The organism is Geodermatophilus sp. SYSU D00867, assembly GCF_054050315.1.
The window spans coordinates 136,857-155,238 of the sequence record NZ_JBJGZC010000014.1; the positions used below are offsets into that span (position 1 = coordinate 136,857).

Sequence of the window (18,382 nt, forward strand, 5' to 3'; positions counted from 1 at the left end):
CCCGTCGTCGCGGCGGGCGTGCCCGCCCCGCGCAGCGACGGCGCGCCGCGGGCGGTGCCGGCGTCCCGGCCCGGCGCGCGGCGCCGTTGACCGCGGGGTCGCCGCCGGGGAGCCTCGCTGTCACGATGCCCGCCGCCGCCCGCTCGCGCCGCCCGGCCGCCGGCGTCCTGCTGGTGGCGGGGGTGCTGGCGGGCGGCTGCACCTCCGTCGTCCCCGGTACGGCCTCCCCGACGGGGACGGCGACCACCGACGCCACCGACGGCGAGGTGCGGGTGCACCTGGCCGAGGACGGCGACCCGGCCGACCGGGTGGCCCGCAACGCGGTGGCCGACGTCCTCGCCTGGTGGGAGCGGACCTACCCGGAGGTGTTCGGCGGGCGGTTCGGGCCGATCGAGGGCGGCTTCTGGTCGGTCGACCCCGCCGAGACCGACCCCGCCGCCCTGCCCGACGGCGTCTGCTTCCCCGACGACGTCGACGACCTCGCCGACAACGCGTTCTACTGCGGCGACGACGACGTCGTCGTCTACGACCGGGCCTGGCTGGCCGACCTGGTCGGGGACTACGGGCCGTTCATCGTCGCCGAGATCATGGCGCACGAGATCAGCCACGCCGTCCAGGCGCAGGCCGGTCTCGACGACCCCTCGATCGTCGCGGAGACGCAGGCCGAGTGCTTCGCCGGCGCGTGGACCAAGTGGGTGGTCACCGGGCACTCCGAGCACTTCGCCGTGCGGCCCAAGGAGCTCGACCCGTACCTGCTCGGCTACCTGTACTTCGGTGACGCCGTCGGCACCCCGCCCGACGCCGAGGACGCGCACGGGTCGCTGTTCGACCAGCTGTCGGCCTTCCAGGAGGGCTACGCCGACGGTCCGGGGGCGTGCGCCGCCTTCGACGGGTCCCGCGTGTTCACCCAGGAGGAGGTCCTCCCGCGCCCGGGCGGGCGCGACCGGTCCTACCGCGCGGTGGTCGACGGCGCCGACGACGTGCTGGCCGGTTTCTGGCAGCAGGCCCTGACCCGCGGCTTCCCGGGCACCGGCCCGCTCGGCGGCCCGTTCGCCGCGCCCGAGGTCCGGGCCGCCGACGGCGCGGGCGCGGTGTGCACCGGCGAGGGCGCCGAGCTGGACCTGCAGTTCTGTCCCGGGGACGGCTCGGTCCGCTACGACGCCGCCGGCCTGCTCGAGCCGGCCTTCCACGAGGTCGGCGACTTCGCCGTGACGACGCTGCTCGGCCTGCCCTACGCGCTGGCCGTCCGCGAGCAGCGCGGGCTGTCCGTGGACGACCCGGAGGCGGTGACCAGCGCGGTGTGCGCCACCGGCTGGCTGGCCCGCGAGGCCCACCTCGGCGCGCTCGACGGCGCGCCGCTGGACCTCTCGCCCGGCGACGTCGACGAGGCGGCGGTGGTGCTGCTGCGGTACGCCACCGAGCCGACCGTCGTCCCGGAGTCGGGCCTGTCCGGCTTCGAGCTGGTCGACTCCTTCCGGCAGGGCTTCGTCGAGGGCGGCGACGCCTGCGGGCTCTAGGCGCCTGCTCTAGTCGGTGTCGAGGAAGTCCTCGACCACCGGCGCGAGCTCGTCGGCCTCGGTGACCAGCGCCAGGTGCCCGCCGCGGTACACGTGCAGCCGGGCGTCGGGGATCAGCCGCGCCATGATCCGGGCGTTGACCAGCGGGACGATCGGGTCGTCGTCACCGGCCACCACCAGCGTCGGCTGCCGCACCAGGGAGAGGAACGGCAGGCTGCTCCAGCCCGAGCTCGCGGCCAGCTGGTAGTAGTAGCCGCGCCGCGGGCCGGTGCGCTCGTGCGCGTGCAGCGCCCGGGCGGCCCGCTCGGGGTCGGTGCGCACCGACCCGCCGTAGATGGTCGGCGCGATCCGCCGGGCGTACTAGGCGTCGCGGTGCCGCCGCGGCGTGAGCATGTGCGAGAGCACCCGCGGCGAGGCGGGCACCATCAGCGCGCCGGTGCCGGTGGCCGCGAGCACCAGCCGGCGGCAGCGGCGGCGGTGCTGGACGGCGAAGTGCTGCGCCAGGCCGCCGCCCCAGGACAGCCCCAGGACGTCGACCGGCCCGTCGTGGCCCAGCCGGCGCAGCACCCCGGCCACCACCGGTGTCAGCGTGCCCAGCACGTAGGGGACGACCGGCCGCGGGGACCCGCCCACGCCCGGGACGTCGAACCGGATCACGGTGCGCCGCGGGTCGAGCGCGTCCACGAAGGGCTGCAGCACCTCGAGGCTCGCGCCGATGCCGTTCATGAGCAGCAGCGGCGGCGTCGTGCCGTCGCCGCGCCGCTCGGCCACCCGGAGGGTGCGGCCGAGGACGGTCAGCGTGCCGACGGACTCACTTCTCGAGGACATAGGTCCCAGGAGCGTCCCCCAGGACCGGCAGCTCCGCACTGCCGAGCGACTCCGGCGCGGGCACCTCGTCGCCCGACCGCTCGCCCAGCCAGGCCATGAAGTCCGGCCACCAGGAGCCCTTCTCCTTCGTCGCCCGGGACAGCCACTCCTCCGGGTCGGCGGGGGTGTCCGGTGCCACCTGGAACGTCGACTTCGGGTTCCCGGGCGGGTTGACCAGCGAGGCGATGTGGCCGTTGGTGGACAGCACGAACCGGCTCTCCCCGCCGAGCAGCTGGGTGGTGCGGTAGCAGGCCTGCCACGGGCACAGGTGGTCGGCGATCCCGGCGGTGACGTAGGCGTCGACGTCGACGGCGGACAGGTCCACCGGCGTGCCGAGCATCGTCGCCCTCCCCGGCTCGGTGAGGGCGTTGCCGACCGCGACCTCGATGAAGTCCCGGTGCAGCGCCGCGCTCATCCGGGTGGTGTCGGCGTTCCAGAAGAGGATGTCGAAGGCGGCCGGCGGCTTGCCCTGCAGGTAGTTGTTGACCCAGTAGTTCCACACCAGGTCGTTGGGGCGGAGCCAGGCGAAGACCTCGGCGAGCATGGCGCCGTCGAGGTAGCCCTTCCTCCGCGACTTCTCCGTCGCCTCCCGCACCGCCTCGGGGTCCATGAGCGCCGACACCGTGCCGGCCCGCGCCCAGTCGAGGACGGTGACGGCGAAGCTGGCGGCGGCGACCCGGTCCAGCCGGCCGGTGGCGGCCAGGTGTGCCAGCACCATCGCGGTGATGATCCCGCCGGAGCAGAACGCCTGGAGGGCCACGCGCTCGCTGCCGGTGACCCGTTGCGCGGCGTCCATCGCGTCCAGGACGGCCTGGCCGTAGGTGTCCAGCCCCCAGTCGGCGTGCCGCTCGTCGGGGTTGCGCCAGCTGATCATGAAGACCTGCTGGCCGGCGGCCACGTAGTGCTCCACGATGCTGCGGCCGGGCGCGAGGTCGGTGATGTAGTACTTGTTGATCGTCGGCGGCACCATCAGCAGCGGCACGGCGCGGACGGTCTCCGTCGTCGGGCGGTACTGGATCAGCTCGAACACGTCGGTCCGCAGGACGACGGCGCCCGGGGTGACCGCGAGGTCCTCGCCCACGGTGAAGGCGTCGGGCTCGACCATCGAGGGGACCCGCGGCGGGGACACCAGGTCCGAGACCATCCGGCGCAGCCCGCTCACCGCGTTGCGGCCGCCGGTGTCGATGACCGCCTTGAGCGCCAGCGGGTTGAGGAACGGGACGTTGGACGGCGCCAGCGCGTCGACGACGTTGGTCAGCGTGAACCGGATCCGCTCGTCGTCCTGCCAGTCCAGGTCGGCGTCCTCGACCAGGCGCGCGGCGGCCTGCGCGGCGGCGATGTGCGCCTGCATGGTCCGCCGGAGGAACGGGTTGCCGGTCCAGGCGGGGTCGGCGAAGCGGCGGTCCTTCGGCGAGGGGGCGACCTCCGAGCGGCCCACCGCGATCCGCCCGAGCTCGCGCACCAGGTCCCCGCCGGTGCGGACGACGGTCTCGGGCCGGCGCGCCAGCGACGCGCCGAACCGGGCGACGGTGCGGGCCGGCGGCACCATCCGCCGCAGCGGGCCGCGGGCGCCGTCGACCAGCACCATGTCCAGGCCGGTGACCGCCTCGGACGCCTCCGGGGAGGAGGGCTGGCCGCCGTCGGAGGCCGCGGCGGGCCGCGGGCGGCGCGGGGCGGACGGGCGCGGTGCGGTGGTGGTCATCCGGTGCTCCTCGGGTCTCGAGGCCTCCTGTGACCCCAGTCACTCAACCACAGGCGGCGCCGGGCGGCAGACCTCACCGCGGCCGGCCGACCACCAGCAGCACCACCGCCCCGACGAGCAGGCCCAGGCCGACGCCGCCGACGACGTCGAGCGGCAGGTGCGCCGCGGTCCACACCCGCGCCAGGCACACCAGCGCCGCCAGCACCACCCCGGCGATCCGCCCACGGCGGCCCAGCCACGGCCAGGCCACGGTCACCACGGCGGTCACGACGGCGGCGTGCCCGGACAGGAACCCGCGGCCCTGCGCGGCCGCCCCCCGGATGACGACCTCGTCGAGCAGCCCGCCGGGCCGGCCGCGCACGACGACGTCCTTGATCCCCTTCGCGGCCAGGTAGGTCCCGACGCCGGCGAGCAGCAGCCCCAGCGCGAGCCGCCACCGCCGCAGCGCGGCCGCGACCACGGCGGCCGCCGGCACGACGAGGAAGTTGCCCAGCTGCATGACCGGCCAGACCAGCACGAACGGCACGACGTCGACCCCGTTGACCGCCCGGAACACCGCCGCCTCCGCCGCGGGCACCGACGTCCGCTCGACCGGCAGCGCGGCGAGTCCGAGCAGCAGTGCACCGGCGGCGGCGAGGACCACCTCGCGTCCGCCGCGGGCGACCGGCGGGCGCGGGCGGGTGGCCGCCCGCCCGGTCACGCCGTCTCCGGCACCAGCTCCGTGCGCGGTGCGGAGTTCGGCTCCCGCCGCCACGAGCGGTTGCGCCGCCAGAACAGGTAGGTGCCGATGCCCAGGGGGATGGGCAGCACGTAGGTGAGCGCGCGGAAGACCAGCACCGCCGCGGCCACGAGTGCCCGGTCGCCGCCGGCCGCGGCCAGGCCGGTGATGAGTGCCAGCTCGATGACGCCCAGCCCGCCCGGGGTGAACGGGATGGCCGTGAGCAGCCGCGCGAAGGCGAACACCGTCAGCGCCTCCACGACGCTGACCTGCTCGGAGGTCACGCCCACCGCGCGCAACGCGATCATCAGGACGAGGAACAGCGACAGGTGGCTGACCAGGGTCGCGAGGGTCAGCCAGTGCCAGCGGGCGTGCAGCAGCAGAGCGGTGCGGTCGCGGAACTTCGTCGTCGCGTCGTCCCATCCCCGCACCGGAGGCCGGCCGAACGGCCGCAGGAGGGCCGAGGCCACCCGGCCCGCGCCCGTGCCGATCCGGGCCGCGCTCTCCCGGCTGCGCAGCAGCAGGCCGAGCAGGACCACGGCGGCGACCAGCCCGGCCACGCCGGCCAGCCCGGCGAGGAGCCGGCCGGTGGTGGGCGTGGAGGAGAAGGCCAGCAGCGACAGGGCGAGCACGGGCAGCGCCAGCTTGGCGAAGTTGTTCCAGAGCCCTGACAGCAGCAGGCTGACGGACGTCCGGGAGCGGGAGAAGCCCCAGGAGGAGTTCATCCCGTAGGTCAGCCCGAGGGAGATCGCCGCCCCGGCGATCACGGTGTTCGACACGGCGGTCGTGGTCAGCGTCGAGACCGTCGCCTCACGCAGCCGCAACCCCGGCATGGTCACGGCCATCACGAACTGGTAGGTGGCCAGGTTCCACAGCGTGGCGACCGCCAGCAGCGCCAGTTCGGTCCAGGACATGCCCTCCACCGCGGACCAGACGGCGGACAGGCTGGTGAACTGCGGCAGGAACCAGAAGAAGACCGCGGCGACCAGGGCGACGGAGAGCAGCGGTGGCAGCACCCGCCGCCACACGGGCTTCCGCTTCGGCGGCCGGCCGGGCGGGGCCTGCGGAGCAACGGCGGTCATGGCGGGTCCCCCTCGCCCTCGGGGCCGGCGGCGTCGGCGGGCGGGTCGAGCTGCAGCCGGCCGCCGCTCTCCTCGTGGACCTGGTCGGACAGCACCTCGCGGCTCACCACGCCCAGGCTCTGGGTGGCGAGCGCCAGGGGCTCCCCGCGGTTGTCGCCGGAGAGCGTGAACACGACGGTCAGGCAGCCGCCGGGGAAGACGTAGTAGCGGCGGCCCAGGTAGTCCGGGGTCACCCGGACGACCCGCTCGTAGCGTTCGAGCCCGTCCCGCTCGCTGGGGATCTCGGTGGCGCCCGTGGTGTCGCAGCCGTCGGTCAGCCGCACCTCGATGGCGTGGTAGCCGTCGCGGTCGGAGTTCAGCCAGAACCGCGCGGAGCCCGAGTGGGCGTCGAGGCCGGCGAAGGTCCAGCCCACCGGGATGCTCTCCACGCACGGCACCCAGGTCGCCGTCGGCACCGCCTGGGCCATGAGCACGACGCCGTGGGCGGCCCGGTCGTCGTCGCCGGTGCGGCAGGCGGGCAGCTCGCCGCTGACGGTGGGGGTGCCCGGCGCGCAACCCGCCGTCAGCAGGGCGGCCGCCAGCGCCGCCGCCGCGGCCGGGCGCCGGGTGGCGCTCACAGCGGGGACCCGAGCAGGTCGACGCCGATGGCGACGGTGAGGACGAGGGCGAGCGCGGTGACCAGGCACAGCCCGGCCCGGCGCCAGGTCCACCGCTGGATGCGCACCGGCGGGAGCCGGTAGGGCAGCAGCTCGAGGAAGTCCCGGTGCAGGTCGCGGCCCTGCGCCCGCAGCATCCGGCGCAGCTGCGAGGGCATGGTGAGCCCGCGGGTGGCGGCGAAGGCCTCGGCCAGCTCCTCGTCGGAGAACTGCAGGCGCGCCCGCTCGTAGACGGTCCGGGCGTCGGTGCGCAGCGCGAGGACCAGCAGCATGTTCGCCAGGTCCACGGCCTGCCGCCACGGGCTGGGGCGCACCTCGGCGAACGCCGAGTCGATGAGGAACAGCGTGCCGTCGCGCACCATCACGTTGGCCGGCTTGATGTCGCGGTGGGCCATGCCGATCTCCCACATCCGCCGCACCACGGCCAGCCCCTGGTCGATCAGCGCGTCGTCCACGACGACCTCGGGGTCGCCGATCTCCCGCGCGCCCTGGAGGAACTCGGCGACCAGCAGGTACTCCCGCTCCGGGGTGATCTCCACGATCCCCAGCGGGTGGGGCACGGGCAGGCCGGCGTCGGACAGCAGCCGCAGGACGTAGTCCTCGTACTGCACCAGCCGCCGCACGCTGTGGTACGGCTTCTCGTCCTCGAGCCGGCCGTAGAGCAGCGTGCGGCCGAGCTTGAACCAGCGGTCGGACCGCACGTGCGTGGCGGCGTACAGCTTGCCGAAGACGCAGCTCTCCTCCTGCTCGGCGGCGTCGGCGGCCTTGACGGTGATCCTCAGCGGCGTGGAGCCGCCCGACCCGGCCAGGCCGAAGGGCTCCACCGAGGTGGCCAGCAGCCCGAGCTGGTCCTGCAGCGCCCGGACGATCGCCTCGCCGCGCGCCCCGGAGACGTCCAGGTGCGCGGGGCTGCCCCGCCGGTAGACGACGGGGTACACCTCGTTGGGCGTCAGCAGCCGGAAGGCGGCCAGCGGGGCGGCGACGCCCAGGACGACGCCGGCGAGGACGTCGGTGGGGTGGTCCTGCGCGAGGTAGAGCCGCGAGGCCGCGGTCACCAGCAGCAGGCCCCACACCACCCACTTGCCGACGTCGCGGAGCCGCCCCGCGGGCACCAGCGAGTAGAGGGTGCTGACGAGGAAGGTGGCGAGCACGGTCATCGGCACCGACGGCATCGAGAAGCCCGACCAGGGGCCGAGGATCTCCACCTCGTAGGGGCGCGGGCGCTGCAGCGTGGCGGCCAGGGTCGCGGCGGTGTTCACCACGAGCAGGCCGACCCCGATCCAGACGAACAGGTGCCGCCAGCGGCGGAAGACCGCCAGCACGACGAGGTTGGCCAGCCACAGCAGGTGGATCGCCCGGCTGGTGCCGAGGACGCCGGCCACCTCGGCGACGTCGGTCAGGCCGGGGGAGCGGACGGACGCGATCGCCTGCAGCACCCGGGTGTCGACCAGGTCGACGAACGCCGTGCTCCCGGTGAGGAGGACGACGCCCCAGGTGACGACGACGACGCCGCTGAGCGCCAGCCACCACTTGCCCGACGCGTTGAGGTGCCGCGGCAGCGGCGGCGGCTCGCCGGAGGGGCGGCGTCGCCGGGGCTCGCGGTGGATGGGCGGCGGGTCCGGCCGCCGGACCTGCCCTCCGGCGGGCGCCTGCGCCGCGGGTGCCGTCACCGGTCCCCGCGGTGTCGGAGCCGGGACCGGTGCCTGGGGCACCGGGGGCCGGGCCGTGGCCGCCATGCCGCCCGATGCTGCCCCGGTTGCGCTCGCGGGACCATCGACCTTGGTCCCGAGCAGGGCTAGCGTGGCCGTCCCCGCGCCAGTCCGCCCGTGGGGCGCCGCCTCCTGCCCCGGGAGGGTCCGCGATGCGTCGTCGACCGCTCGCCGCCCTGCTCCTCGCCGCCCTGCTCCTCGCCACCGCCGTGCTGGGCGCCTGCAGCTCCCCGGCCGCGGACGCGGACCCGCCCGCCGACGGCGTCGTCCGGGTGGCGTCCTACGACTTCCCCGAGAACCAGACGCTCGCCGAGGTGTACGCCGAGGCGGTCCGCCGGGCCGGGTTCGAGGTGGCGGTGCAGCACGGCATCGGCACCCGCGAGGTGGTCTTCCCGGCGCTCGAGCAGGGCGTCGTCGACCTCGTCGTCGACTACCTGGGCACCGCGTCGGAGTTCCTGGAGGCCGGCGCGGGGACCGCGTCCCACGACCCCGCCGTCCTGCGGGACCGGTTGGCGGCCGCCGTCGCGCCGCGCGGGCTGACCGTCCTGGCCCCGGCCGAGGCCGAGGACCAGAACGGGTTCGTCGTGCTCACCGACACCGCCGCCCGGCACGGCGTGACGACGCTCAGCGAACTCGCCGCGATCGCGCCGCGGCTGGTGTTCGGCGGCCCGCCCGAGTGCAGCGAGCGGCGGTTCTGCCTGCCCGGGCTGCGCGAGGTCTACGGCATCGAGTTCGCCGAGGTGCGCAGCATGCCCTCGCGCGCGGCCACGGCGGAGGCGCTGCTCACCGGGCAGGTCGACGTCGGCATGCTGGAGACGACCGACGCCCGGCTGACCGACGCCTCGCTGCACCTGCTGCGCGACGACCGGGCGCTGCAGCCGCGGGAGAACGTGGTGCCGCTCGTGCGGACCGAGGTGGCCGCCGAGGGCGGCGAGCCGCTGCGCGCCGCGCTGGACGCGGTCAGCGCCCAGCTGACGACGATCGACCTGATCCGGCTCAACCGGTTCGTCGCCGTCGACGGGCTCACCCCCGCCGAGGCCGCCGCCCGCTGGTGGGACGGCCGCTAGACGGAGGACCTCACGTGATGGCGCTGGTGCCGGTGATCGCGCGGCCGACGATGAGGCTGTTGACCTCGCGGGTGCCCTCGTAGGAGTAGATCGCCTCGGCGTCGGCCACGAACCGGCCGACGTGGTTCTCCAGCAGGATCCCGTTGCCGCCCATGAGCTCCCGCGCCCAGCCGACGGTCTCCCGCATGCGCATCGTGCTGTAGCCCTTGGCCATCGAGGCGTGCTCGTCGCGCAGCATCCCGCAGTCCTGCAGCTGGGACGCCCGCGCGCACAGCGCCGCCGACGCGGTGATGTTGCCCAGCATCCGGAACAGCAGGTCCTGCACCAGCTGGAACGAGGTGATCGGCCGGCCGAACTGCTCGCGGCCCAGCGCGTAGCGCAGCGCGTGCTCGTAGGCGCCGCGCGAGCACCCGACCGCCGACCACGCCACGCTCACCCGCGTCGCCCGCAGGACGTTCGCGGTGTCGCGGAAGGAGTTGGCGTTCTGCAGCCGGTTCTCCTCCGGCACGCGGACGCCGTCGAGGGTGATGTGCGCGTTCTGCACCGCGCGCAGCGCGATCTTGTCCTCGAGGTCGACGGCGCTGAAGCCGGGCGCCGGCGTCTCGACGACGAAGCCGAGCACCCGGTCGGTGTCGACGTCGCGCGCCCAGACGACCACCAGGTCGGCGAAGCTGCCGTTGCCGATCCACTTCTTCTCCCCGTCGAGCACCCACTCGTCGCCGTCGCGGCGGGCGGTGGTCTGGATGCCGCGGGCGACGTCGGAGCCGTGCTCGGGCTCGGTGAGGCCGAAGGCGCCGATCCGCTCCATCCGCGCCATCGCCGGCAGCCAGCGCTCCTTCTGCTCCTCGGAGGCGCACAGGTGCAGGGTGCCCATGGCCAGGCCGCCGTGGACGCCCATGAAGGTGGCCACCGAGGGGTCCCCGCGGCCGAGCTCCATCGACACCATGCCGTCGAACAGCGACGAGCGGCCGGGGGAGCCGTACCCGGAGTACTGCGCCCCCGCGATGCCCAGCTCGGCCAGGCCCGGGATGAGCTCCCGGGGGAACTGCGCCCGGGTCCAGTACTGGTTGATCACCGGCTCGACCTGCTCGTCCATGAACGCGCGGACGCGCAGGAGGGTGGCCCGGTCCTCCTCGTCGAGGAGGGCCTCGAGCTCGTAGAAGTCCGACGTGACGGTGGGCCGGTCGGCCATGGCGCTGCCTCCTCCGGGTACCGGGACCCCGCTGTCCCGTGGGTCCGGCCTACCCCCGCCCCCGGACGGCAACCGGGGCGGGCGGCATGGCGGCGGGCCGATCGGGGCAGGACCGGCGGATCCGACCGCACACGTCCCGAGGAGGGCCCGTGCCCCGTTCCATCGCCGACCAGACCGAGGACGAGCTGGGAGGTCCCGGCAGCGTCCTGGTCCGTCAGCGGAAGGACCACGTCGAGCTCGACCGGCTGCTGCACGAGCTCGACGGCACCACCGGGCGCGCGCAGGAGGAGGTGCTGACCCGCATCGACCGGCTGGTGTTCAGCCACGCCTTCGCCGAGGAGACCGTGCTCTGGCCGGTGATCCGCCGGGTGCTGCCCGACGGTGACGAGCTCACCCGGCGGGTCGAGATCGAGCACCAGGAGGTCAACGAGCTGGTCGCGGCGCTCGAGGAGGGCGGCCCCGACTCCCCGGAGCGGCCGACCCGGCTCGCCCGGCTGGTCGAGGTGCTGCGCGAGGACGTCCGCGACGAGGAGGACGTGGTGTTCCCCCGGCTGCAGGAACGGCTCGACCCCGCCGAGCTGCGCCGGCTGGGCCGCCGGTGGGACCTGATGCGCCGGATCTCGCCCACCCGCGCGCACCCGACGGTGTCCCGCCGCCCGCCGGGCAACGCGCTGTCGGGCCTGCCGCTGTCGCTGCTGGACCGCAGCCGCGACGTCGTCGACACCCTGGTCCGGCGGGCGCCCGCCCCGCTGGCCCCGGCCGGTCAGGCGGTCAGCCGGGGGCTGGCCGCGGTGGCCGCCGCGATCGAGCGCACCCCGCCGGCCCGCCGCGGCGACGGCCCGCCCACCGCACGCTGAGCACACGACGAGGGCCCCCTCCCGGTCCCGGGAGGGGGCCCTGTGGTCGGCCTCCCTGCAGGGGCCCGCCGCGAGCGGAGCGGGTGGCGGGGGCAGGGAGGTCCTTCCTCAGTGGGTGTTGCGGGGCTTGGGCTCGGCGCGGGCGTCGAGCTGGATCTCCTTGTCCGCCCCGGGGACGCCCTCCTTGAGCTCGGTCGTCCGCTCCTTCTCGGCGTCGAACTCGATGCCGAACAGCAGGGCCAGGTTGATCAGCCAGAACCAGATCAGGAAGACGATGACGCCGGCCAGCGCGCCGTAGGTCTTGTTGTAGCTGCCGAAGTTGGCCACGTAGAAGGCGAAGGCGGCCGAGGCCAGGACCGCGACGAGGATGGCCACGCCGGCACCGGGGCTGATGAACCGGAAGCCGCGCAGCTTGACGTTCGGCGTGGAGTAGTAGAGGACGGCGATCATCAGCGCCAGGACCACCAGGATCACGGGCCACTTGACGACGTTCCACACGGTGAGCGCGGTGTCGCCCAGGCCGATGGCCGAGCCGACGGCCTCGACGACCGGGCCGCTGAGGACCAGCATCGCCACGATGACGGCGGCGAACAGGATGCCGATCAGGGTGATCAGCAGCTGCAGCGGCTTGAGCTTCCAGATCTTGCGGCCCTCGGGCGTCTCGTAGACGACGTTGGACGCGCGGGTGAAGGCGCCCACGTAGCCCGACGCCGACCAGATCGCGAGGGCGAGACCGATGACGAGACCGAAGCCGGCGGTGCTCTGGTTGCCGGCGACCTGCTCGATGACCGGGCCCATCGTGTCCGCGGCGCTGGCGGGGACGACGGTGGTCAGCGCGTCGGTGAGCTGCTGGGGGGTCGTCAGCAGGCCCACGATCGACGTGAGCGCGATCAGCGCCGGGAAGAGCGCGAGGACGCCGTAGTAGGTCAGCGACGCCGCCCAGTCGGTGAGGTTGTCCTCGCTGAACTCCTTGACGGTCCGCTTGACCGTGCCGAAGAAGGTCGGCGTGGTGTCCGTCCCGCGCGGCGCGTTGTCGAAGCGGGTGGAGTTGACCTTGTCGTCGTGCGGCGCGGGGTCACCGGCGGTGTTGCCGGAGAAGCGTGCCGGCTTCGCCGTGTCGGTGCTCGCGGCGCGGGAGCCGTGCGGGCGGGCCATGGTCGTCCTCCGGATCTGGGCGGGTGGATCGGACCGTGGGTTCCCCGGACGGGACGCTTCCATGCGCGCGGTGATCATCCCGGCGCGTCGCGGGGTGTCAGCGGATGCCGGAGACGGGGGACCACTCGCCGGCGGCGGCGGTCGCCCGCTCGACGTCGTGGAGGTCGTCGGGGTCCGGCGGCCCGCTGCGCCGGGCCTGCACCATCCCGGCCAGGCTGACCAGGGCCACCGCGGCCGCCGCGCCGGCGCCCAGCAGGGCCACCGTGGTGAACCCGGAGGCCCGGGGCAGGCCGGTGGCCGGGTCGAGGGTGGCGCCGAGCAGCGCCACGGTGAGCGTGCTGCCCACCGCCTGCCCGAGCGAGCGGGCGATCGAGTTGACGGCGTTCGCGACGCCGGTCTCGCCGCGCCGCACCGCCTGCACCACGAGGGTCGGCAGCGCCGCGTAGGCGACGGTCACCCAGGCCTGCGACAGCAGCCCCGCGGCGACGACCAGCGCCGGCTCGGACCGGCCCAGGGCGAACACGACGAACCCGGCGACGCCGGCGACCGCCCCGGTGAGCAGGGTGGGCAGCGCCCCGATCCGGTCGACGACCTTGCCGGCCAGCGGCGCCAGCAGGATGCCGACCACGCCGCCGGGCAGCAGGTAGACGACGGCGGCCTCGAGCACCGGCGCGCCGAACCCGTAGCCGGCCACCTCGGGCGGCGTCTGCACGTACTGCATGACGACGAGGAAGGAGACGAACAGCCCGATGCCGGTGGTGAGGCCGGCGAGGTTGGGCACCAGCATCCGCGGGTCGGTGAGCAGCGCCGGGCGCACCAGCGGCTGGGCGCGGCGACGCTGCAGCAATACCCAGCCGGCGAGGACGGCCAGCGCGCCGGCCGCGCAGCCGAGCGTCGGCGGGGAGGTCCACCCCCAGGTGTTGCCCTGCGACACCGGCAGGAGCAGGAGCACCAGCCCGACGCCGAGGACGACGGCGCCGAGCCAGTCGACCCGCCCGCTCGCCGTCGCGGTGCGGCGGGGGAGCAGGACGGCACCGAGCACCAGGGACAGCAGCGTGACGCCCAGGCCGATCCAGAACGGCCGGTGGTAGTCCCCGCCGTCGCCGGTGAGCAGGCCCGCGGCGACCAGGCCGACGACGCCGCCGACGCCGAGGGTGCTGCTGACGACCGACATCGCCACGCTCAGCCGCTCCGGCGGGAGCTCGCGGCGCAGCACGCTGATCGACAGCGGGAACAGCCCGTAGGAGGAGCCCTGCAGGACCCGCGCCACCAGCAGCAGCGGCAGCGAGCGGGTGACGACCGCCAGCAGGGTGCCGAGCGCGACCGCGACCAGGATGCCGAGGATGACCGGCCGCTCGCCGCGGGTGTCGCCGAGCCGGCCGAGCACCGGGGTGAGGACCGCGGCGGCCAGCAGGTTGGCGGTGAGCACCCAGCCGGCCGCGGCCGGCGAGACGCCGAGCTGCTCGCCGATCGGGCCGAGCACCGGGACCACGAGGCTCTGCAGCAGCGAGAGGGTCGTGACGCCGAGTGAGAGGGTCAGGACGAGCAGCGCCGGCCGCGTCCGGGTGGGCGGGGTCCCGGTGCCGGAGGGGGAGACCTCGGCACCTGCGGACACGCCTCGATGACACCACGCGCCGGTCCGAGGGGCGCACCGGGCCGGGACGGCCCCGACGGGTGAAGTCGGTCACAGCCTGTCAGGTGAACAGTGCGTAGCGACGATTGAGAGGGCGGTTCGCTGGGGACACAGTCCCCAGAGACGAGCCGCCGGGCCCGCCGCCCGGCCGGCGTCACGAGACGAGCAAGGGGACGTTCGAGATGCTTCTGTGGCCTGCAGTCACCCTGGTCGGGTTCCTGGTCCTGACCGCCCTGGTGATCGCGATGGGCACCTCGACCACGGCACGGTACGAGCGCGAGCAGCGGGCGGCCGCCCGCCGCGAGACCGCCCAGGCCGGTGCCACCGTCGAGGCGGTGGGGATGGCCCGGGCGGCCTAGTCGGAGGACCCCCTCGCCCCCCGCGACCCGCGAGCTCGCGGCGGGACCCCACGAGGGGGGCCGCCCCGGACGACCCGCGCCCCGCCGCTCCTCCCGGAGCCGCGGGGCGCGAGTGCGTCCAGAGGTGGGAGTGCGTCTAGAGGTGGGCATCGGGGGTGTCGAGCACCGTCCGGTCCAGGGACTCCAGCAGGTCCAGCCAGGTGTGCACCCTCGGCAGCTCCCAGTGCTGGAAGTACCGCGCCGCGGCGCGCTTGCCCTCGTGGAAGTCGCCGGTCTCGTCGCGCGTGGCCAGCGCCTGCTCCAGCCACAGCCAGCCGACGACGGTGTGCCCGGCCGCGTCGAGGTAGGCGCTGGCGTTGGCCAGGGCCAGCGCCGGGTCGCCGGTGCCCCACAGGGTGCCGGTCACCGCGACGAGCCGGGCGACGGCGGCGTCGACGTCCGCGGCCAGGTCGGCGAACGGCGTCCCGGCCGCCCGCGCCGTCGTCGCCGCGATCGTCTCGGCCAGCAGCCGCAGCCCGGCGCCGCCGTGCATCGTCACCTTGCGGCCGAGCAGGTCCAGGGCCTGGATGCCGTTGGTGCCCTCGTGGATCGGGTTGAGCCGGTTGTCCCGGTAGAACTGCTCGACCGGGTAGTCGCGGGTGTAGCCGTAGCCGCCGTGCACCTGGATGGCCAGGTCGTCGGCGACCGGCCCCCACTGCGAGGGCCACGCCTTGGCGATCGGCGTCAGGGTGTCGAGCAGCAGGTGGGCGCGGCTGCGGTCGTCCTCGGTCTCGCCGGTCTTCTCCTCGTCGACCAGGCGGGCGCAGTACAGCCCCAGCGCCAGGCCGCCCTGCGCGTAGCTCTTGGCGGCCAGCAGCATCCGGCGGACGTCGGGGTGGTCGACCAGCCGGACCATCGGCGACGACGGGTCCTTGCTGCTCGCGGAGCGGCCCTGGGTGCGGGTGCGGGCGTACTCCAGCGCGTGCAGGTAACCGGTGTAGCCGAGGACGGTCGCGCCCATCCCGACGCCGATCCGCGCCTCGTTCATCATGTGGAACATGTAGGAGAGCCCCTTGTGGGGCTCTCCTACGAGGTACCCGACGGCGCCGGCCCGGCCGCCCGGGGTGTGCACGCCCTCGCCGAAGTTGAGCAGCGTGTTCGTCGTCCCGCGGTAGCCCATCTTGTGGTTGAGCCCGGCCAGGACGACGTCGTTGCGCTCGCCGAGCGACCCGTCCTCCTCCACCAGCACCTTGGGCACGATGAACAGCGAGATGCCCTTCACGCCGGCCGGGCCGCCGGGGATCTTGGCCAGCACCAGGTGGACGATGTTCTCGGTCAGCTCGTGGTCGCCGGCCGAGATCCACATCTTGTTGCCGGTGAGCCGGTAGGTGCCGTCGTCCTGGGGCTCGGCGCGGGTGGTGATGTCGGCCAGCGAGGACCCGGCCTGCGGCTCGGACAGCGCCATCGTGCCGAACCAGCGGCCCTCGAGCATCGGCCGGACGAAGCGGTCCTTCTGCTCCTGCGAGCCGTGCGCGAGCAGCAGCCGGGCGTTGCCCATGGTCAGGAACGGGTAGCTCGAGGTCCCGACGTTGGCCGCCTTGAACCAGGCGAACGCCGCCTGCCCGACGGTCTGCGGCAGCTGCATGCCGCCGTACTCCTCGTCGAAGGTCCCGGCCATGATCCCGGACTCGCGGAACACCGCGAGCGCCTTCGCGACCTCGGGGATCATCTCCACCCTGCCGTCGACGAACCGCGGCTCGTTCTCGTCGGCCTTCCGGTTGTGCGGCGCGAAGTGCTCGGTGGCGATCTGCTCGGCGAGCTCCATCACCGCGTCGAACGTCTCGCGCGAGTGCTCGGCGAACCGGGGCCGCTTGGTGAGCGTCTCGACCTCCAGCCACTCGTGCAGGAGGAACTCCAGGTCGCGGCGGGACAGGATGAGCGAGGACACGACGGCCTCCACGGACGACGGCGGCGGGAGAGCCGGGCGCGCGGCCCGACCGGCCCACGATAGGCCGGACGCCGGGCCGGGTAGCGAGCGCCGCATGGACCTGAACCAGCTGATCGGCCGGGCCACCGGCCTGGCGAGCGGGGCCGGCGCCACGCTGCTGAGGCGGTTGCAGCACGTGCGCGTGCCCGGGGCCGGCCAGGCCTCCGCCACCGACGACCCGGAGGTCGCCGCCCGGCGGTGGCGGGCGGTCACCGTGCTGCGGGAGCCGGGGGAGGTGTCGGCCGCGCTGCCCGCGCCGCTGGCCGCGCTCGGCGACCGCGTCGAGGTGCGCACGACGCCCGCGCCGGGCGACCGCGGCACCGAGCTGGCGGCACGCTTCCGCGGCACGCCCACCGAGGACGAGGTGGGCGAGCTGCGCGCCGCGCTGCGCGAGTCGAAGGCGCTGCTGGAGGTCGGCGAGGTGCTGCGGATGGAGCCCCAGCCGCACGGGAGGCGCGCGGCCACCCCGCAGGGCGCCGCGCTCGAGGGCGCCGCGCAGGCCGCGCCGAAGGAGGGCGTGCTGTGAGGGCCGCGACCTGGACCGGCGTCAACGAGGTCTCGGTGGAGACCGTCCCCGACCCGACGATCCTCAACGACCGCGACGTCGTCCTGCGGGTCACCCGGACGACGACGTGCGGCTCGGACCTGCACCTGCTCGGCGGCTACATCCCCGCGATGCGCGTGGGCGACGTGCTCGGCCACGAGTTCATGGGCGAGGTCGTCGAGGTCGGCCCGGGCGTGCGCGACCGCCGCGTCGGCGACCGCGTCGTCGTCAACTCCTTCATCGCCTGCGGCAACTGCTGGTACTGCCGGCAGGAGCTGTACTCCCTGTGCGACAACGGCAACCCGAACCCCGGCATCACCGAGGGGTTGTGGGGCCAGAGCCCGGGCGGCTGCTTCGGCTACTCGCACGCGATGGGCGGCTTCGCCGGATCGCACGCCGAGTACGTCCGGGTGCCCTACGCCGACGTCGGCACCTTCCTCGTGCCCGAGGGGGTCGGCGACGACCGCGCACTGTTCGCCTCCGACGCCGTCTCCACCGGGTGGATGGGCGCGGACCTGGCCGGGACGAAGCCCGGCGACACGGTGGCGGTCTGGGGCGCCGGCGGGGTGGGGCAGATGGCCGCCCGCGCGGCGATGCTGCTCGGCGCCGAACAGGTGGTCGTGATCGACCGGCTGCCCGAGCGGCTGGAGCAGGTGCGGCGGCACGTGGGCGCCGAGGTGGTCGACTACTCCACCACCGACGTCATGGCGGAGCTGCGTGAGCGCACCGGCGGCCGCGGTCCCGACGTCTGCATCGAGGCCGTCGGCATGGAGGCGCACAGCACCGGCGTGCAGGGCGCCTACGACCAGCTCAAGCAGCAGCTGCGGCTGCAGACCGACCGGCCGTCGGCCGTCCGCGAGGCGATCATGGCCTGCCGCAAGGGCGGGAGCGTCTTCGTGCTCGGCGTCTTCGCGGGGCCGGTGGACAAGTTCCCGCTGGGTGCGGCGATGAACAAGGGCCTGACGCTGCGCGGGGCGCAGGTCCACGGCCAGCGCTACATGCCGCGGATCCTCGAGCACATGGCCCGCGGCGAGCTCACCACCGAGCACCTGGCCACCCACGTGATGCCGCTGGAGGACGCCCCGCGCGGCTACCGCATGTTCAAGGACAAGGAGGACGGCTGCGTCCGGGCGGTCTTCCTGCCGAACGGCTGAGGCGCTCCTGCCGGGGCGACCACCGGGTGCGTGCACGGGACACGTGCCGGCACGCCGGCCGGCCGTGCACGCGTCCGGTGGTCGACGGCCCGGAGACGGGGGGGGGGGGGGGCCCCCCCCGGCCGCGGGGGGGGGCGGCGCCCGGCGCGCCCCCCCCGGCGGCGGGGCGCGCGCCGGCCCCCGCCGCCGCGCGCGCCCCCCCGG

17 protein-coding genes are annotated in these 18,382 nt (G+C 74.9%); 6 read left to right on the forward strand and 11 right to left on the reverse strand.

All coding sequences use genetic code 11. The annotated features are described in order from the left end of the window. The first annotated feature begins 125 nt into the window (after positions 1-125). Positions 126-1,517, forward strand: a complete 1,392-nt coding sequence (locus ACI8AK_RS15085) for a neutral zinc metallopeptidase (protein WP_456956914.1) — start codon at positions 126-128, stop codon at positions 1,515-1,517. Positions 1,518-1,526: 9 nt separating this feature from the next. Here ACI8AK_RS15085 and ACI8AK_RS15090 read toward each other — a convergent pair whose 3' ends face one another. The 7 genes from ACI8AK_RS15090 to ACI8AK_RS15120 all read right to left on the reverse strand — a co-directional run bounded on the left by ACI8AK_RS15090 (position 1,527) and on the right by ACI8AK_RS15120 (position 8,212). Further along, positions 1,527-1,838, reverse strand: coding sequence for an alpha/beta fold hydrolase (locus tag ACI8AK_RS15090; protein WP_456956916.1), 312 nt, complete (start codon positions 1,836-1,838; stop codon positions 1,527-1,529). A gap of 39 nt (positions 1,839-1,877) precedes the next feature. After that, positions 1,878-2,345, reverse strand: coding sequence for an alpha/beta fold hydrolase (locus ACI8AK_RS15095; RefSeq protein ID WP_456956917.1), 468 nt, complete (start codon positions 2,343-2,345; stop codon positions 1,878-1,880). Next, positions 2,329-4,086 carry a PHA/PHB synthase family protein gene (locus ACI8AK_RS15100; RefSeq protein WP_456956919.1) on the reverse strand — a complete coding sequence of 586 codons (1,758 nt, stop codon included), beginning with the start codon at positions 4,084-4,086 and terminating at the stop codon, positions 2,329-2,331. Before ACI8AK_RS15100 ends, ACI8AK_RS15095 begins: the two co-directional genes overlap by 17 nt. Positions 4,087-4,159: 73 nt before the next feature. Continuing rightward, the gene (locus ACI8AK_RS15105) at positions 4,160-4,786 is read right to left on the reverse strand and encodes a phosphatase PAP2 family protein (RefSeq protein ID WP_387988303.1); all 627 of its coding nucleotides are present in this window, start codon (positions 4,784-4,786) and stop codon (positions 4,160-4,162) included. Continuing rightward, positions 4,783-5,886 carry a lysylphosphatidylglycerol synthase transmembrane domain-containing protein gene (locus ACI8AK_RS15110; RefSeq protein ID WP_456956920.1) on the reverse strand — a complete coding sequence of 368 codons (1,104 nt, stop codon included), beginning with the start codon at positions 5,884-5,886 and terminating at the stop codon, positions 4,783-4,785. The genes ACI8AK_RS15105 and ACI8AK_RS15110 overlap by 4 nt, the downstream gene beginning before the upstream one ends. Then, a complete protein-coding gene (locus tag ACI8AK_RS15115; RefSeq protein ID WP_387988305.1) occupies positions 5,883-6,503 on the reverse strand; it encodes a hypothetical protein in 621 nt (206 codons plus the stop codon). The genes ACI8AK_RS15110 and ACI8AK_RS15115 overlap by 4 nt, the downstream gene beginning before the upstream one ends. Beyond that, positions 6,500-8,212, reverse strand: a complete 1,713-nt coding sequence (locus ACI8AK_RS15120) for a phosphatase PAP2 family protein (RefSeq protein WP_456903523.1) — start codon at positions 8,210-8,212, stop codon at positions 6,500-6,502. Before ACI8AK_RS15120 ends, ACI8AK_RS15115 begins: the two co-directional genes overlap by 4 nt. A 191-nt stretch (positions 8,213-8,403) precedes the next feature. On the opposite strand from ACI8AK_RS15120, the gene ACI8AK_RS15125 reads away from it, so the two are divergent. Next, a complete protein-coding gene (locus tag ACI8AK_RS15125; protein ID WP_456956922.1) occupies positions 8,404-9,318 on the forward strand; it encodes an ABC transporter substrate-binding protein in 915 nt (304 codons plus the stop codon). Between the two features lie 10 nt (positions 9,319-9,328). On the opposite strand, the gene ACI8AK_RS15130 is transcribed toward ACI8AK_RS15125, so the two are convergent. Further along, a complete protein-coding gene (locus ACI8AK_RS15130) occupies positions 9,329-10,510 on the reverse strand; it encodes an acyl-CoA dehydrogenase family protein (protein ID WP_387988308.1) in 1,182 nt (393 codons plus the stop codon). Positions 10,511-10,659: 149 nt separating this feature from the next. Between ACI8AK_RS15130 and ACI8AK_RS15135 the strand changes: the two genes are divergently transcribed. Further along, the gene (locus ACI8AK_RS15135; RefSeq protein WP_456956924.1) at positions 10,660-11,367 is read left to right on the forward strand and encodes a hemerythrin domain-containing protein; all 708 of its coding nucleotides are present in this window, start codon (positions 10,660-10,662) and stop codon (positions 11,365-11,367) included. Between the two features lie 108 nt (positions 11,368-11,475). On the opposite strand, the gene ACI8AK_RS15140 is transcribed toward ACI8AK_RS15135, so the two are convergent. Next, entirely contained in the window at positions 11,476-12,522 is a 1,047-nt protein-coding gene (locus ACI8AK_RS15140; RefSeq protein ID WP_456903521.1) for a YihY/virulence factor BrkB family protein, read from the reverse strand. A 97-nt stretch (positions 12,523-12,619) separates the two neighbouring features. Next, positions 12,620-14,137 (reverse strand): MFS transporter, encoded by a 1,518-nt coding sequence (locus tag ACI8AK_RS15145; protein WP_456956926.1) that lies wholly within the window; start codon positions 14,135-14,137, stop codon positions 12,620-12,622. A 200-nt stretch (positions 14,138-14,337) separates the two neighbouring features. Here ACI8AK_RS15145 and ACI8AK_RS15150 point away from each other — a divergent pair, with 200 nt between their 5' ends. Further along, entirely contained in the window at positions 14,338-14,514 is a 177-nt protein-coding gene (locus ACI8AK_RS15150) for a hypothetical protein (RefSeq protein WP_387988312.1), read from the forward strand. 136 nt (positions 14,515-14,650) lie between these two features. Here the strand turns inward: ACI8AK_RS15150 and ACI8AK_RS15155 are convergent, their stop codons facing one another. Next, positions 14,651-16,441, reverse strand: a complete 1,791-nt coding sequence (locus ACI8AK_RS15155; RefSeq protein ID WP_387988313.1) for an acyl-CoA dehydrogenase — start codon at positions 16,439-16,441, stop codon at positions 14,651-14,653. Positions 16,442-16,535: 94 nt separating this feature from the next. Between ACI8AK_RS15155 and ACI8AK_RS15160 the strand changes: the two genes are divergently transcribed. Both ACI8AK_RS15160 and ACI8AK_RS15165 read left to right on the forward strand, forming a co-directional pair. Further along, positions 16,536-17,006 (forward strand): hypothetical protein, encoded by a 471-nt coding sequence (locus tag ACI8AK_RS15160; RefSeq protein ID WP_387988314.1) that lies wholly within the window; start codon positions 16,536-16,538, stop codon positions 17,004-17,006. After that, the gene (locus ACI8AK_RS15165; protein ID WP_387988315.1) at positions 17,003-18,178 is read left to right on the forward strand and encodes a zinc-dependent alcohol dehydrogenase; all 1,176 of its coding nucleotides are present in this window, start codon (positions 17,003-17,005) and stop codon (positions 18,176-18,178) included. Before ACI8AK_RS15160 ends, ACI8AK_RS15165 begins: the two co-directional genes overlap by 4 nt. The last annotated feature ends 204 nt before the right edge of the window (positions 18,179-18,382 follow it).

Coding starts and splice junctions, on each gene's coding strand:
- ACI8AK_RS15110 (WP_456956920.1), bottom strand. CDS start 5,886: ATGACCGCCGTTGCTCCGCAGGCCCCGCCCGGCCGGCCGCCGAAGCGG.
- ACI8AK_RS15100 (WP_456956919.1), bottom strand. CDS start 4,086: ATGACCACCACCGCACCGCGCCCGTCCGCCCCGCGCCGCCCGCGGCCC.
- ACI8AK_RS15130 (WP_387988308.1), bottom strand. CDS start 10,510: ATGGCCGACCGGCCCACCGTCACGTCGGACTTCTACGAGCTCGAGGCC.
- ACI8AK_RS15140 (WP_456903521.1), bottom strand. CDS start 12,522: ATGGCCCGCCCGCACGGCTCCCGCGCCGCGAGCACCGACACGGCGAAG.
- ACI8AK_RS15125 (WP_456956922.1), top strand. CDS start 8,404: ATGCGTCGTCGACCGCTCGCCGCCCTGCTCCTCGCCGCCCTGCTCCTC.
- ACI8AK_RS15160 (WP_387988314.1), top strand. CDS start 16,536: ATGGACCTGAACCAGCTGATCGGCCGGGCCACCGGCCTGGCGAGCGGG.
- ACI8AK_RS15095 (WP_456956917.1), bottom strand. CDS start 2,345: ATGTCCTCGAGAAGTGAGTCCGTCGGCACGCTGACCGTCCTCGGCCGC.
- ACI8AK_RS15150 (WP_387988312.1), top strand. CDS start 14,338: ATGCTTCTGTGGCCTGCAGTCACCCTGGTCGGGTTCCTGGTCCTGACC.
- ACI8AK_RS15085 (WP_456956914.1), top strand. CDS start 126: ATGCCCGCCGCCGCCCGCTCGCGCCGCCCGGCCGCCGGCGTCCTGCTG.